This is a genomic window from Mesorhizobium huakuii, from assembly GCF_030160235.1.
Lineage (GTDB): Bacteria > Pseudomonadota > Alphaproteobacteria > Rhizobiales > Rhizobiaceae > Mesorhizobium > Mesorhizobium huakuii.
The window spans coordinates 206860-222236 of sequence record NZ_BSNY01000053.1; the positions used below are offsets into that span (position 1 = coordinate 206860).

General features: G+C 57.9%; 11 protein-coding genes. 6 read left to right on the forward strand and 5 right to left on the reverse strand.

All coding sequences use genetic code 11. The annotated features are described in order from the left end of the window. The first annotated feature begins 246 nt into the window (after positions 1–246). Both QQK95_RS27625 and QQK95_RS27630 read left to right on the forward strand, forming a co-directional pair. Complete coding sequence (locus QQK95_RS27625; RefSeq protein ID WP_284277637.1) at positions 247–1500, forward strand: O-antigen ligase family protein; 1254 nt, start codon at positions 247–249, stop codon at positions 1498–1500. Between the two features lie 18 nt (positions 1501–1518). Continuing rightward, positions 1519–2472 carry a UDP-glucose 4-epimerase family protein gene (locus tag QQK95_RS27630; protein WP_284277578.1) on the forward strand — a complete coding sequence of 318 codons (954 nt, stop codon included), beginning with the start codon at positions 1519–1521 and terminating at the stop codon, positions 2470–2472. Here QQK95_RS27630 and QQK95_RS27635 read toward each other — a convergent pair. Both QQK95_RS27635 and QQK95_RS27640 read right to left on the reverse strand, forming a co-directional pair. Then, on the reverse strand, positions 2451–2999 hold the full coding sequence (locus QQK95_RS27635; RefSeq protein WP_284277638.1) for a sugar transferase: 549 nt from the start codon (positions 2997–2999) through the stop codon (positions 2451–2453). The genes QQK95_RS27630 and QQK95_RS27635 overlap by 22 nt on opposite strands. A gap of 151 nt (positions 3000–3150) precedes the next feature. Next, positions 3151–5139, reverse strand: a complete 1989-nt coding sequence (locus QQK95_RS27640) for a nucleoside-diphosphate sugar epimerase/dehydratase (protein ID WP_284277579.1) — start codon at positions 5137–5139, stop codon at positions 3151–3153. A gap of 389 nt (positions 5140–5528) precedes the next feature. Between QQK95_RS27640 and QQK95_RS27645 the strand changes: the two genes are divergently transcribed. Next, complete coding sequence (locus QQK95_RS27645; RefSeq protein WP_284277580.1) at positions 5529–6977, forward strand: phosphomannomutase; 1449 nt, start codon at positions 5529–5531, stop codon at positions 6975–6977. A gap of 115 nt (positions 6978–7092) precedes the next feature. On the opposite strand, the gene QQK95_RS27650 is transcribed toward QQK95_RS27645, so the two are convergent. Beyond that, entirely contained in the window at positions 7093–8025 is a 933-nt protein-coding gene (locus QQK95_RS27650; RefSeq protein WP_322791230.1) for a glycosyltransferase family 2 protein, read from the reverse strand. A 451-nt stretch (positions 8026–8476) separates the two neighbouring features. On the opposite strand from QQK95_RS27650, the gene QQK95_RS27655 reads away from it, so the two are divergent. The 3 genes from QQK95_RS27655 (at position 8477) to QQK95_RS27665 (ending at position 11426) form a co-directional block, all read left to right on the forward strand. Further along, on the forward strand, positions 8477–9319 hold the full coding sequence (locus QQK95_RS27655) for an ABC transporter permease (RefSeq protein WP_284277581.1): 843 nt from the start codon (positions 8477–8479) through the stop codon (positions 9317–9319). A gap of 5 nt (positions 9320–9324) precedes the next feature. After that, entirely contained in the window at positions 9325–10026 is a 702-nt protein-coding gene (locus QQK95_RS27660) for an ABC transporter ATP-binding protein (RefSeq protein WP_284277582.1), read from the forward strand. Positions 10027–10250: 224 nt separating this feature from the next. Further along, positions 10251–11426, forward strand: a complete 1176-nt coding sequence (locus QQK95_RS27665) for a sulfotransferase family protein (protein WP_284277583.1) — start codon at positions 10251–10253, stop codon at positions 11424–11426. A gap of 98 nt (positions 11427–11524) precedes the next feature. Here QQK95_RS27665 and QQK95_RS27670 read toward each other — a convergent pair whose 3' ends face one another. Together QQK95_RS27670 and QQK95_RS27675 are read right to left on the reverse strand one after the other, a co-directional pair. Further along, the gene (locus tag QQK95_RS27670; protein WP_284277584.1) at positions 11525–13351 is read right to left on the reverse strand and encodes a rhamnan synthesis F family protein; all 1827 of its coding nucleotides are present in this window, start codon (positions 13349–13351) and stop codon (positions 11525–11527) included. 62 nt (positions 13352–13413) lie between these two features. Then, a complete protein-coding gene (locus tag QQK95_RS27675) occupies positions 13414–15339 on the reverse strand; it encodes a rhamnan synthesis F family protein (RefSeq protein ID WP_284277585.1) in 1926 nt (641 codons plus the stop codon). Between the last annotated feature and the right edge of the window lie 38 nt (positions 15340–15377).

The following is a 15377-nucleotide window of genomic DNA, read 5'->3' on the forward strand; positions in this document are numbered from 1 at the left end:
CTATCGAAAAAACAGCCCAGCCGTTATACAACCTCCGGAAGCGGGCAAGATGCGTCATCAGGCATGGGCAAATTCAACGCGAGCATATTCGGTTCCGCTGAACAGGATGTGCCGCATAGAGCTACTCGAGAATAGCGGGCCCGAAACTTGACCGGTCTTTCGTCTGCAAGACAGCAACTCACGCCTTCGCGAATCAATATCTACTTTTCTACTCTTTGCTTCTTTTTTCCGCCGGTCCTGGGATCGGTGGTGAGCTTCGTATTCAATGGTGGCGCTCTGTGGTCCGTCCTGTTGCTCGCCCTCAGGAAAAGGCGCTTCAATGCCGACCCGGCGATGATGGCGATGACGATCGCGATCTATGCCTATTGCGCGGCCAATCTGGTGGCGTCCATCGTCAACAACGCGATCGCCAGGGATGCCTTGCACCTGATCCCGCTCGTTACATTCCTGTTTTTCCCCATCTCCTATTCGACCTGGAGCATTACGCAGAAGACAACGCTTGTCCGTATCATCGTGCTGAGCAGTATGGCGGCCTGTTTTGTCGCGCTGCTTCTGGCGGTCTTCCAACAGCATTGGCTGGGTATGCGCGCCGAGGGCGGGGCCGGAAATGCAATTGTATTCGCGGAGGTGCTCTGCCTTGCTGTGTTGGTCTGCGTGGCGAGCGCCCTGTCGGATATCGAGAGACACAGGATCGCCCTCCTTTGCGCGGCACTTGGCGGGACGATCGCCATCATCTACTCCGGCACCCGCATTGTCTGGCTGGCACTGCTGATTGCCGGTATCGCCATTCTGCTGATCAACCAGCACAGGCTGAAGGGAAGGAACGCCATTCGCCTGCTGGTGCTTTTGCTGGCGGCGGGCGCCGTCATTGCGGCTGTCGGCTTCCAGACAATATCCGGGCGTGTCGACTTTCTGCGTTCCGACTTGGACGCGCTCGCCGTCAACGGTGACCACACGACGGCTATAGGATTGCGATTCGCCCTGTGGGATATTGGTCTGAAGGCGTTTCGTGAGATGCCATTGTTCGGACATGGAGTGGGTGCTACCCAGGCCTTGATAAAACAGGGCTTCCGCGATCAGTTCGGGATGGACGCAGGCTTCAATCATTTCCATAACGGTTTCCTGACCGCCCTGGTGCAGGCAGGTCTCCTGGGTGCCATGACGCTGGCGGCGATCTTCGTCGTTGCCGCCAGGAATGCAGCCGTGGTTTTGCGAAACAGCACCGATCAGATCGAGCGTTTCGGCGCAACGATGATTGTCATCGCCGTGATCACCTATCTCACGTCCGGGATGACAGGCATCCTGATTGGTCATGACATCCTGGACTCGGTGCTGATGGTCTTCCTGGTGTCGGGAACGTATCTCGCCTCGGGCCGTCAGGCTCCGTTGCCGCAAGGCCAGGCGCTTCCGCCCGAGACGGAAGAGCGAGCGCTTCCGCCAGTGACGGAAGACGCCCTTCTTCCAGGGATGGAAGATCGGGCGCTGCGATTCACTCGATAGCCGTTCAGGGCAAGACCAATGAAAGTCCTGGTCACGGGCGCGACAGGCTTCATCGGCCGCCAGGTGGTGCGCCGGCTTCGTGAGGCGGGCGCCGAGCTTCGCCTCGCGTCCCGCTACCCGGAGAAGCTTGGTCCGGGACATGATGCCATGCAGATGCCCGATGTCGATGCGCCGACGGCTGCCTTCCTGGCGCTTGCCAGGGGTGTTACCGATGTCGTGCATTGCGCGGGTCTGAACAATGACGAAGGCAACGCCACCGAAGCCGATTTTCGGGCGGCCAATGCAGAATTGAGCGCAAGGCTGGCGCAAGCGGCGGCCGAACAGGCAAGCGGACGTTTCATCCAGCTCTCCTCGATCCGGGCCGTGATCGGTGCGCGTGTCAGTGCAACGATCGACGAGGACACGATCCCCGATCCGCAATGCGCCTATGGACGGTCGAAGCGCGAAGCAGAGATAAGGGTGCTGGACGCCTATGCGTCGCATGGCCGTTCCGATGCCACCATATTGCGGCTGCCCCCGGTCTACGGAACCGGCATGAAAGGAAACCTGGCGACGCTGATGCGCCTGGCCGATACGGGCCTGCCGCTGCCGACAGGCGCCCTGACGGGAACCCGCTCGCTGCTGTCAACGCAATCGACGGCAGGCGCGGTATGGCATCTGCTCAGCCTTTCGGGGCAGCTGCGCCCGATCCATGTTGCCAGCGATGTGCCGCCGGTTTCGATCGCCGACATTGTCGGCGCCTTCCGCAGGGGTTTCAGACGGCCGACGCGCCTTATGGCCGTGCCGGCCGGGCCGTTGCGGGCAGCCGCGATCCTGTTGGGCAAGCGGACGTCCTGGGACAGCCTGACCGCCACACAGATATGCGACCCTTCCCTGCTCGTATCCGAAGGCTGGCTACCGGAAACCGGGACGCTGGAGCAACTGGCCGAAATGGCGCGGCTCGGAGACGCTCAGTCGCCTCCGTTGCGATAGAGCGTCCCAAACAGGATGCGAAGGTCGAGCCAGAACGACGCCGTCCTGAGATAGGCGGCATCCGTTTCAGCCAGAAGCTGCGGGTTCGACATGTCGATGCCCCTGATCTGGGCCATGCCGGTAATGCCCGGACGTGCTGCCAGAACCCCCAGCTGCCTGCGGCGCTCGATCAGTTCCGTCTGTGTCGGCAGGCAAGGGCGCGGCCCGACCAGGCTCATCTCGCCCCGAAGAACATTCCAGAATTGCGGCAGCTCATCGAGCTTGAACTTCCGCAAGGTCCTCCCGACCGCGGTCACGGCATTCGCCGGTGCCTCGTGCGAGGGCAAGGACGGCGTTCCCTGATACATCGTCCGCAATTTGTGGCAGCGAAACAACACGCCATCGCGGCCGACCCGCGTTTGTGAAAAAATCACCGGACCGGGCGACGATACCCGCACGGCAAACATGCAGAGCAATAAGACAGGGGATGTCACAAACAACAGCAAGGCTGTCGCGACGAGATCGAAGGCACGCTTCAGTCCCTTCATGGCCATCCCCTGATCACTGGAGCCATTCCAGGAAAAGTGTGAAACGGTTTTCCCGGCAAAAGCTTTTCCGCCGGGAATTGCTCCGATACCGCCGGCCGCGGGATCGATATCCAGGCAAAATCCCGCCATTCAACCGCCAGCTGCAACGTGTCTAACCTGCCTGCCCGACCGTTCTCGGGCCAGTTTCCTGCAGCGTGTCTGGCGCTGGCGTCTCCGGCCGATGGAGTTGCGCCAGCACGGCAAGGGCGGAAGCCTTGTCCTGGCTTTTCATTGCCACCTGCAGCGCGGCTAGCGCCGCCTGAACCGTCGGCCACGCCACCACATCGGTCCTGAGACCAAAGATCTTGGCGATGTCGAGCGTGATGATCTCTTCATTGGCGCCCTGGAGCGTCTCATGCAGCTTCTCTCCAGGCCTGATGCCGGTGAAACGGATCGGGATATCCGCATAGGGCGTCTTGCCGGCCATGCGGATCATGGTTTCCGCGACTTCGAGAATCGGCACGGGTTTGCCCATGTCCAGCATATAGATGGCATAGTCGTCCTTGCCGTTACGCGACTGAGCGTCGGCGGCGGCCATGATGACGAGGTCGACGGCTTCCGCCACCGTCATGAAATAACGGGTCATGCGTCGATCGGTAATCGTGACCGGACCGCCGGCCTCGATCTGTGCCTGGAAGATGGTCGCCACCGAACCATTGGAGCCAAACACGTTGCCGAACCGCACGGCTATGAATTTGGTACCGGAACGGCGCCCGTCCGGCGCGATTGCGTGGCTTTCGTGCAAGGCGCTGACGAGTTGCTCGGCGGCTCTCTTTGTAATGCCAAGCACCGAGGTCGGATCCACGGCCTTGTCGCTCGATATGAGCAGGAACTGCGGAACACCACATTTGGCGGCAACCTCGGCGCAGACAAGCGTGCCGAAGACATTGGTCTGGATGGCCGATTCCCAGTTTTCCTCGAGCAGCGGAACGTGCTTCAGGGCCGCGGCATGAAAGATGATGTCCGGTTTGAATTCCATGACGACACGAGTCATCTGGCGCCGGTCCGCGACATCGACAATGCGGACCTTCAGCCGATCATGGTCTTTTTCGTCGACATACTGGCTCAACTGGAAGATGCCGAACTCGGAATTGTCGGCGACCAGCACCGCCCCTGCCCCCAGCTCCAGCGACCGCTTGACCAGTGTGCGGCCGATAGATCCGGCGCCTCCCGTCACAAGGACGCGCTTGCCGCCGACGAAAGCACCAATACGCGCGATATCGGACGGCACGGTCGGGCGCCGCAGAATCGTTTCCATCTCGACTTCGTCGAGAACGATCTTTCCCTCCTGTCCAAGCTGCGAAAGCCTCGAGAACTGTAAAACGGTTATGCCGCCATGCCGGGCGACACGCACAAGCTCGGAATATTCCTCGATCTCATGCTCGACGCCGCTGCCAAAAATAAGCAGGTCGATGCTCCTGGTGCCGGCGGCGTAGTCCTCCAGGACATCGATCAGGCGTGGCCGGGACGCCACCACGGGAACACCTTGAATCCGTGTGCCCAACGATGCGCCGCGCTCGGTCGCCATGATGCCGGCAATGGAATAGTCGACCGGCTCTGCCGTGCGCGTGAAGCGAATGATCAGGTCGGCCTCGCTAAGCCGACCGACGAACAGCGCCCGCTTGGCCTGCACTTTATTGGCCCTGTGGGTGAGGATGCCCCAGCTCGCGCCGTCGCGAAGAAATCGGTAGAACAGCCTCGGCGCCGATATGATGGTGAAGGAAACGAGGAAGAAGACGATGAATTGGCGTTCGTTGAGGCCAGCCACGGGCTGGATGAAGCGAAACATCAGCGAAAGAGTGTAAAGCACGACCGTCAGAATCGCACAGCTCTTCAGAATGTTGAAAAAGTCCGGGGTCGAGGCAAAGCGCCAGATCGTGGTGTAGAGACCGCAATATCGGAACAGCAGGTGGCTGATGAGAACGATCCCGAGCCAGGTGACCAGGCCTTCGTAGGAGAATGCATCGAACGAAAGGTCCGACCGGGAGAGGACGAGGCTAAGCGCCACCGCAACCAGGACCATGAGCAGGTCCTGGACCATGATGATGACGCGCCGCATCTTCGGTCGAAATCCGAACACGGCTTCTGCATAGGAAGTCATTGGCGAGTATTGAACTCCGGGCGTAAGAACTTCAACACTAATGCGGCGTCAGATCGAATACCATCCGTCACCGGTCACCTATTCTCAGCGTCAAGTCCTCGGCCCCCGCCGTCGCTACCCGCATAGCGTGGACTTGAGGCCATCGCCAGAGATTTTTTCGCTGGCGGTTTGATTGGGATCACGTGTCGACCAGGATATCGCGTAACCGGCGGAAAAGTTTAAGGTTCACGCTGTTGCCACGGGCCGGTCAGGCGATGCAATTGGCTGCCGTTTGACGAAGCGCAACCGTTGCCCCGTTCGTTCATCGACTCACTATTTTTCAAGCTCTCGAGGAAACCTCGGGGTGGGCGGCAAAGCGCTTTTCAGTTAACAGGGAAACCTACCGCAACATGATGGCCTACCCTCTCATCAGCCAAAGTGAAATGATGAAATTTGGATCGAGTGGCCTTAGGGGCCTGGCTTCGGAATTGGTCGGCAACCCGAGCGGACTTTACACCGAGGCTTTCGCCTGGCGCTTGGCCGCCGGCGGGGTTCAGCCGGACGCCATGGTGCTGGTGGGCCGTGACTTGCGCGACAGCAGCCCCGCCATCGCCGCCAACTGCATGGCAGCCCTGGCGGCAAGCGGGCTTCAACCGATCGATTGCGGCGCCATTCCAACGCCGGCTCTGGCGCTGTACGGCCAGCAGCAGGGCGCGGCGGCCCTTATGGTGACGGGTTCGCATATTCCCGCTGATCGCAACGGTATCAAATTTTACGGCCCGCACGGCGAGATCAGCAAGGCCGATGAAGCCGCCATGGCAAAGTACGCCGCCGAGAGATCGGGAGCCTATTGCCCTCCGCCGCCAGCAACGGCTCTACCAACACGCCATGATCAGGCGATCGCCACCTATCGCGCGCGCGCCGGGATCATAACGGAGCCCGGCTCCCTTTCCGGCATGAGGGTCGGCGTTTATCAGCACAGCTCGGTGGCGGCGGATCTGCTCGTCGAGATTCTCCAATCCCTTGGCGCCAATGTCACACCTGTCGGGAAATCCGGTACGTTCGTGCCCGTTGACACCGAAGCCGTCAGCCCGGCCACACTTGCAAAATTCAAGCGTTGGGTTGGGGAATTCAACCTCGATGCCATCGTGTCGACAGATGCCGATGCCGATCGTCCGCTCATCGCCGACGAGAATGGCGACCTTTTTCGCGGCGACCTGATTGGCCTCGCCACGGCCTTGTTCTTGCGGGCAGACGTCGTCGTGACGCCGGTGACCTCCAATTCGGGCATTTCGAAAGCTTTCGGTTTCGAGGTCGTGAGAACGAAGGTCGGATCTCCCTTTGTCATCGAAGGAATGGAAGCATCATACCGTGCCGGTCGTATCGTCGTCGGCTTCGAGGCCAATGGCGGCGTTCTCCTGGGATCGGATTGTTCCCTGCGCGGAAAGACACTGACGGCATTGCCGACACGGGATTCCCTGCTCCCGATCCTCGCCGTCCTGGGTCTGGTTGCATCGACAGGAAATACGCTGTCGCAGCTGCGCGCGGTTTGGAAGCTTCCGGTTTGCGCAAGCGAGCGACTTGAAAACTTCCCGATGGAAAGCTCGCAAAGCTTGATGCGCCGGCTCGCCGATCGGGATGCACTGCAGCAATTCCTGGCGCCTTTCGGGACCGTTGCCGAAGTCGACGAGACCGACGGCTTCAGGATGCGAATGCTGACTGGTGAGATCATCCATTTGCGGCCCTCCGGCAACGCACCTGAACTTCGCTGCTACTCGGAAGCTGCAAACCCTGACAGAGCGGCAGCGATCGTGGCATTGACGCTTGAAAGGGCGCGGGCGATCACGTCCATGGGTTAAACAGCGAGACGGCGTTCCCCTGACGTATCGTCCTCAACGTGTGACAGCGAAGAAACGCTCGGGCCAATAGAACACGAGGTCACCGCTCGACCACGAGCCTTGAAGCGATTCGATTTCAGATGCGACCCAGGACGAATGCGAGATAGAGCCCCAGGGTCCCGGGGAGGGTCTGCCGATAGACACCGCTTGCGGGCAGAGTGCGCAAACGCTGGAAAAGACTGCCCTGCCGACCGCTTGCAAACAGGTCGAGGCACGCCACGGCATCCGGCGTAAGGAGGTCGCGATTGACCGCCAGGCCGGCAAGGTTGAGATCGGTCCAGTCGGCAAACTCGCCCTTGAACAGGCGCCCAAGCCGCGAGACCCTTGCCGCCCACGACACGTTGGCGCCGACAAGGTTCGCCGCGTGCTGCCGATAGCGTACCAGGGGCCGCGGGTCGTAATGGACGACGCCGCCGGCGCCGGTGACAATCAGATAAGCCCACCAGTCGTGGCTGACGAAGCCCGTGCGTGCCGAGGCTCTTGCCAACAGATCGCGTGCCGTGCGGTTGAGCAGGATGGTGTTGCCGCCGGCGATGCTTTGCACGAGCGCGTTGCGAAAGGATGGCGGCCGCCGAAACAATGGCGAGTGGCCGGCAAGGCTTCCCGTTTCAGTCATGGTCGCGGTTCGCGAGCAGAACATCAGCGGGATTTCCGCGCCGAATGCGTGGATCCATCGGATGGCACTTTCCAGCCTGTCCGGTTCCCAGACATCGTCCTGATCGCTGAAGGCATAGAAGTCGGCATCGATCCGCCGGTCGAGTATCATCGAACGGAAATTGGCGGCGAACCCCCGACCCGGTCCCTCCACCAACGTCACTCGTCCCTTTGTCCAGCGGGACTTCCAGGCTTCGATGATGGGAACCGTGCCGTCGACGGAGCCATCGTCGGAGATCCAGAGGTCGATGAGCGGATGCGACTGTGCGAGCAGGGATTGCAACTGCTCATCGATGAACGCGGCGCCGTCTTTCGTGCCCATCAGCACCGCTATGCGCAGATCTGCCTTATCCACGAATGTCGAACACCTGGCTTGAGTTCTTCATGAGGGCGGGGCGCGTCTGTGGCCGAAGTCCGAATCCAGATTCCAGCTTCATCGGATGGCACCAGGCTCCAGGCTCGTGGACGTGAACACCAGCAAAGTGCGAACACGAAAATAGCTCGTGGCCGTTCACTTCTTCAAAGTGCGATTTCCGGCCCGTCGCGTTGTATCGCATACTGTGGGCTCGAAGTCATAGCCAGAGGTTTTTTTCGGGATGAGCGGACGGTCAATGGAGAAGCGTGGTGCATCATCCTCGGGTGATTGCCGTAAGCTTAACATTAGTCTCGACTAACGAAAAAAACAGCACGGCACCAGCATGTGCCCAGTTTTGCCGCAGTTGACACGGCTCCTGACCTCGTTACGACGCAATGCGTTGCCATATGCCCGTCGAAATGGCTATTAGAGATGGGCTTGGTGGTTCGCCATGGCAGCGAAGGACAATGCGCCAGAACAACGGATTGCGATACTCCCAGCTATGATTGCGGCACTGAACGGCGCTTTTGACGACATCTCAAAAGCCATGAGATTACACCGGGTCTGGATCGCGCTTGCCCATGAGGACATCGGCGACCAGCACAGACGCACGACGCTTGGCCCGCTTTGGATGCTGGTCAACTATTTCGCATTCGTCGGCACATTTGCCTTTGTCTTCGTGACCAAGGACGCAAGCAACCCAAGCTATATAGCCTATGTGGCCATCGGCATGCTGGTGTGGTTCTACCTCACCGAGACCATCACCATGAGCGTGTCTCTCTTCCAGCGCGAAGCGAGCTTCATTCAAGGCACGACGCTGCCGTTGTTCGTCTATGTGATGCGATTGACGATGCAATGCATCATTCGGGCCGGCTATTCGCTGGCGGGCTGCGTTCTTATTTTGCTTTTGGGCGGTTACGGGATCAATACAAACTGGCTGCTGTCCTTGGTGGGATTGTTGCTCCTCATTCTGGCAACCCCTGCATTCGTGGTGGTTTTTGCGTTCCTGGGCGCCTTCTTTCCCGATAGCGAATTCATCGTTGGCAACCTGATGCGGGTGGGCATGTTCTTCACGCCGGTCTTCTGGGTCTATAGCGGGCAAGAGGGCATTCAGGAATATGCCTATAATTGGAACCCGTTCACCTATTTCCTGGAGGGCGTGCGTGAGCCGATCACGACGGGCATATTTCCGGGGCATGCCTTGGCGGTGACAGGTTATTTCTGCCTCGGCCTCTGGGCTATTGCGCTGCTGCTGCTAGGCCTTTATCGCAAGCGCATCGTTTTCCTGATCTGAGCTCCATGACCTCCATCACACTGAACAATGTCAGCCTGGTCTACCGCCTGTTTGAAAAGTTGACTCTTTCGGCGCCCGGCCGACGTCGGAGCGCTCTCGGCGGCAACATAGCCAAGTCGGGCACCAAACAGGTCGTGCAGGCGCTCGACGGTGTCAGCTTCGAGCTCAAGGCGGGCGACCGCTTAGGGCTTGTCGGCCCGAATGGCGCCGGCAAGACCACCCTGCTCAAGGTTCTGTACGGAATCTACCAGCCATCGGGTGGCACGATATCGATCACCGGCAAGGTCGATGCCCTGTTCAACATCCACATAGGATTTCGTCCCGAGGCCACCGGGCGCAGAAACATCGTGCTGAGAGGGTTGATCAGCGGTTGGACGGCGGCCGAGATCGAAGAGAAGATGGAAGAAATAATCGATTTCAGCGAACTGGGCGACTTCATCGACCTGCCGTTCAAGGCGTACAGCCAAGGCATGGCGGCACGTTTGGCATTTGCAGCAGCGACCACTCTCGAGCCTGAAATTCTGCTGATGGATGAATGGATTGGCGCCGGCGACGCGTCGTTCCAGGAAAAAGCCAAACGACGCATGGACGAACTGGCGGAAAAGGCCGGCATCATCGTGTTGGCCAGCCACGACGACGCGCTCATCCAGCGCGTCTGCACGAAGAAGCTCACCCTTCGAGCCGGCCGGGTGGAATCGCTGGCTTAAAGCGTCTCGCGATATTCGATATCGAGGTCGAGCCAAGGCCCGATAGATCGTAGCATCATCCTCTTGCGCATGCCTTCAACGATCCAGGCCCACTCCCGAAGTCAAGGCCGAACAACAGAAATCGGGTGCACCCGATCAGCCACGCAACCCGACCAGGCAGCTGCGTTCGTCGCAATCTCATGGAATTGACGTTTTAGCAGACCCTGGTCTAAGCGTACTGAACGTTGACCAACCGGACGGAAAAGCACCTTCAATTGATGACCCCAATAGCCGGATTGCCACGGGCACCGACGCGTCAAGCCATCTTGATCCTGGGAATGCACAGGAGCGGAACCTCGGCGCTTGGGGGCGTAATCAACGCATTGGGAGCAGCCGGGCCGAAGACCCCGCTGCCGTCGCACATCGCCAATCCGCGCGGATTCTTCGAGAGCGCGCCCCTTACCCTTGCGCACGACGAACTGCTCGCAGTGGCAGGCTCGTCCTGGCACGACTGGCGTCAACTCAATCAGCAAAGGATCAACTCGGAGGCAACAGAGCCGTATCGTCAGAAGATTAAACAGCTGCTCATCGACGAGTTCGGTGACGAACCATTGATCGTTATCAAAGACCCGCGGACATGCAGATTTGTTCCGTTCATGTCGTCGATCTTGGACGAGATGAATGTCAGCCCTGTCGCTCTTCTGCCGATACGCAATCCTCTTGAGGTCGCATATTCGCTGCACCGGCGAGACAAAATCGCGCCGCCGAAGTCGCTGCTGTTGTGGCTCAGGCATGTGCTCGAAGCTGAATATCATTCACGACACATGCCGCGATATATTCTGTCATATGAAGGATTCCTGGCCGACTGGCGAAAGCATATGGAGCGCGCAGCTGAAAAAACAGGTGTCGTCTGGCCTGCTCAGCCCGACCACTCGGACGTCAAGGTGGAGCAGTTTCTGACGACAGACCTTTATCATGAGAGGTCCACGCTCGAAGACATGCGTAATCATCCCGATGTCACGTCGCTGGTCCGTGAGACCTATCAAATTCTGACCACGATCGCCGCCGGCGATGAAGACGATGGCTTGCTTGCCCAGCTGGATGTTATGCGGACGAGATTTGACGAAGCCTGCGAAACATTTTCGGCAGCCATGGCGACGGAGGAATCGGCGGTTGCGCAATTGCGTGGTGAGCTTAGCGCACGCGGCACCGAGACGGAGCAGATCCGTCAAGAGAATTCGAAACTTGCGAGCTTCTTGGAACAGCAATCCGTTACAGTCCGCGGCTTGACGGCCGAACGTGATGCGCTGCTGCGGGATAGGGACTGGATCGTCAATGAGCGCGACGCGCTACTCACGTCGCGCAGTTGGCGACTGACCGCACCTTTGCGACAGATACGTCGCCTGTTCGCCCGTGGCTGATGCGTGCGCGGACAGTAAACGCACGGCGAGAGGCAGTTGGAGCCCCTCACGGGCGACTTGCCCATGTGCCGGAGTTCAGTTTGTTGATTGCGATCCGGCTAATCCCCAAACGCGATCCTTCGCAGGCCGCGATAGAGTGGCCTGAGAATCCTGAACGCTATTGGCGATCTGGCTACAATTGATCTCTTGATCGAGAAGATGAGGCCACGAAAGGACCTAGCCACTCCAAAGTTTCCGAATTCCGCCGGAGCCCCGTTCTCGCACAGGGCTTGCAATTTAGTCTCCAGCATTACGTAGTTGTGAGCAGCATGCCCGGCCGTCATCACGTGCCGGAAGGTATAGCCGGCGTCGATTGCGACATAGGCTATGATCCGCTCTATGGCATGGACCAAACTCCCATCCCGATAATCCATATTGGCAAAGTCACCCCAACCCCACTCTTTTTCGAAAAGCTTCCTTAAAGCGGCAGGACGAAACCAGTACATTCCACCATAAGGCGCTACAGGCGTACTATCATCCAGATGCACGATCAGACCCAACTGACCGGCAAGCTTCGCTACGTTGGCTTTGTTGCCAGACCACGAATTTCCCAGGGTCGGATACCCAATATGAACCAGCGGAGGCATGACGAGACCAAGCGCTGGATTGCTGGCAAAAAGTTCAAGCAAGTTCGAGACATAGCCAGGCGTGTGAAGAAGGTTTTCAAAAGTGTGGAGTTTGAACAACTCTCCCCTGGGGCCATCCTGGGGAGATCGCTTGGAGTGGATCCGGCAGATCAAGTCGTACCGGTCTTCAAGTACATAGTCCCGGCAACCGACAATAAGGGCGGAAGTATCCCTGCCGTCGTTGCGGACGACCAGGACGACCGCATTCCTGGCGTTCGTCGCCTTCGCGACTGCCTGCTGGATCAAGGCCTGCTTATCGGCATTGTCGGTCGTGACGATCAGGTCGTAGCCCTTCGGCACGTTTTCGGCATAGCCCAGAATCTCGTCGATCATGTCGACGTGATAAACATGTGCGAGAACGGCTATCCGATAATCGTCCCAATTCCGTTGCGGACCGATACGCATATCCGGCAGGACCGAGAGCAATGCGGCGTTACCGTTTAGCGTGCGAGGCGACCCCAGGCGGCCAACGCTTTTCCATATCAGCGACAAATCATAATCTGATTGGTCCTCTACGATCTGCAAGGCACGCGGCAGGTTGATGGCCTCGCGCTCGAGCGATAGCGTGTCGTGAAAGAAGAGTCGCCGCTTCAGGATTGGACTGCGATCCTCCAGCGTTTTGTCCGGCTCCATGAAAACCGGGTATGGGGTCTTATATCGTTCCGGATCGAGCAACACCGAACATGTGTAGCCCAAGGCCTGGAAATGCTCCGTGAACACCGTCTCGTGCTTCGCAACTGAATCCATATAGGAGTTGATCGGGACCATCCGGGTCCAATAATCGCGAAACGCCTTTGACTGATGCAGGGGGCGCCGCACGGCGATGAAATGGGAGTTGAGATGGAAGGGCATTTCCGATCTTCTGAAGTCGAACGGATGGGGTCTCATCGCCCTGTGAGCGGAAATTCCCCAAAAATCGCAGCGACGTTGGTCCATCTCGGAAAACATTTCCGAGAACGGGAAAATCGGCCCGTAGAAAGTGTGATTGAAAAGCAAAATCTCATCGAAGCGTGAAAGTTCATCCCACCCGATGTGTTCCAGGCCGGTTCGATAGGCCCATACATCGAACCCTTTGTTTTCCCTGATCAGGAAGCCATCAGCGGCCTCGGAAAGCCGAGACTGAGCCTCCTTGTCAACCTGGCCGTTGCAAACGACCAGCAGTTTCTCGACAAAAGGCCGAATCGACGCAATCAGGTGAAAATAGTAATCATCTACCTTGCCGTATTGATCGTAGTAAAATGCAATGGCTAGACGCCTCATCGACCTCTCTCTTTGGTCGCTTGACAGGTGATCCGCATGTGCATGCCTTTCGTCAATCAGCGTTACGTGCGCGAACGCGGCTTCAAAACGGAGGCCATGCCGCGATAGATTGGCCTGAGCACTTTAAACAGGACAGGCGCCCTGAATTTTAGCGAGTTCTTGACGGCGAAATTGAGCCCGGCCAGGGAGTGCTTCACCGACGTCTGCGCCCATGGCATAGGGGCCGGCAGATGGTTTGCCGAGGGATAGCCGGCCTTTTTCCACTCGGACAACATATGACACTGCCAGTGGAAGTCGCCTGTGGGCATCAGGCTGGCAAGCTTCTGCAGCTTGAACTCCAGCATGGTGTAGTTGTGCGCCGCCTGATGCGCGCACATGATGTGCTGCGTGGTATATCCAGCATCCTGAGCCGCGTAGGCAATCAACCGTTCGAGCGCGTGCGCCAATCCGCCGTCGAGATGATCCGGCTCGGCATTGAACTCTTCCCATTTCCACCTGTGTTCGAACAATTTGCGCAGCGCCCGCGGCCGGAACCAGAACATGGTGCCATACGCGGCCACCGGCGTACTCTCATCTAACTTGACGTTGATCTTCAACAGACGCGCGAGTTCCTCAACCTTGGGCCTGTTGGCAAACCAGGAATGCCCCATGGTCGGATACGAGATATGGAAGATCGGCGGAATGGCCAGCCCGATGGAAGGATTGCCCTGAAACATATCCAAGACGTTGTGAACGTAGCCACCGGTGTTCAACAGGTTCTCAAGCATGTGCCGCTTGAACAGATTGCCCCTCGACGACTGCACTTGAGGCGACTTCTTTGTGTGCAGACGGCAGACGAGGTCATAGCGGTCGTCGATGAGCAAATCGCGCAAGGAGATAAAAAGCGAAGACATGTCACGACCGCGATTCTTCTCGATAACGCGGACAATGGCCTTCTTTACACCAGGGCGTTTTGCCAAGGCGGTTTCAATCTCGGCCTTTTTTTCCGCCGTATCCGTCGTGGCGATAAAATCATAGGAAACCGGGATGTTCTCGGTCAGGGCCAATATCTCGTCAAGCAGGTCGGTGTAGTAGACATGCGCGCAGACCGCGACGTTGCCGTAGTCGGTGGGCGCCCCGTCGCCTTTCGCCCGCTCATCCGGCAGGACGCTCATCAGCGCAGCGTTTGTGTTGAGATTCCTCAACTCGGAGCTGCGTAAAACATTCCGCCAAATCAAATTGAAATCATAGTCCGACGTCGCCTTGAGAACGCGCAAAGCACGCGGCAACTCTATGCCATTCTGCTCCAAAAACGGCGGATCTCCGAAAAAAAGGCGTCTTTTTAAAATCGTACTTCTATCCAAAATAGTTTCGTCAACGTCAATAAACACCGGATAATTCGATGAATACTTACTCGATTCGACATATGATGAGGACTTAAATGCAAGATCTTCAAAAAACTTCGTAAATCGAGATTCGTGAATTAGCACCGAGTCCGTATAATTCCCAATCGCCGGCATGCTTTCCCAATAATTTCGAAAAGCATGCGAGACAAGCATAGTCCTTCTTACTGCGATAAAATGAGAGTTTAGATGGCCGGCCAAGCTCCCTTGTCCCGTAAAAGGACTAGGCACCATTTCCTTGTGATCAGATATACCCCAGAAGTCACAATCCCGGCTTTCCATTTCTGAAAACATTTCCGAGAACGGGAAAAGAGGCCCGTAGAATGTGTGATTGAGCAGAAGGATTTCGTCATAGTCGCCGAGCTTGTCATAGCCTATGAACTTGAGCCCATCGCTGTACGCACCAACGTCGAACCCTATGTTTTCACGGATGACAATGTCGTCGACAGCAGACCGGACCGAAATTTCCGACGCCTTGGAAAGATCGCCATTGGAGACGAAGATGATCGTTTCTACGAACGGTCTCAGCTTGCCCAAAAGGAAGAATATGTACCCGTCAACAACACCGGCTTCATCGTAGAAGAAGAAAACTGCTCCACGGCGCATCCCCGACCCTCGCAAAACCAAATCCACACGGCATGGGG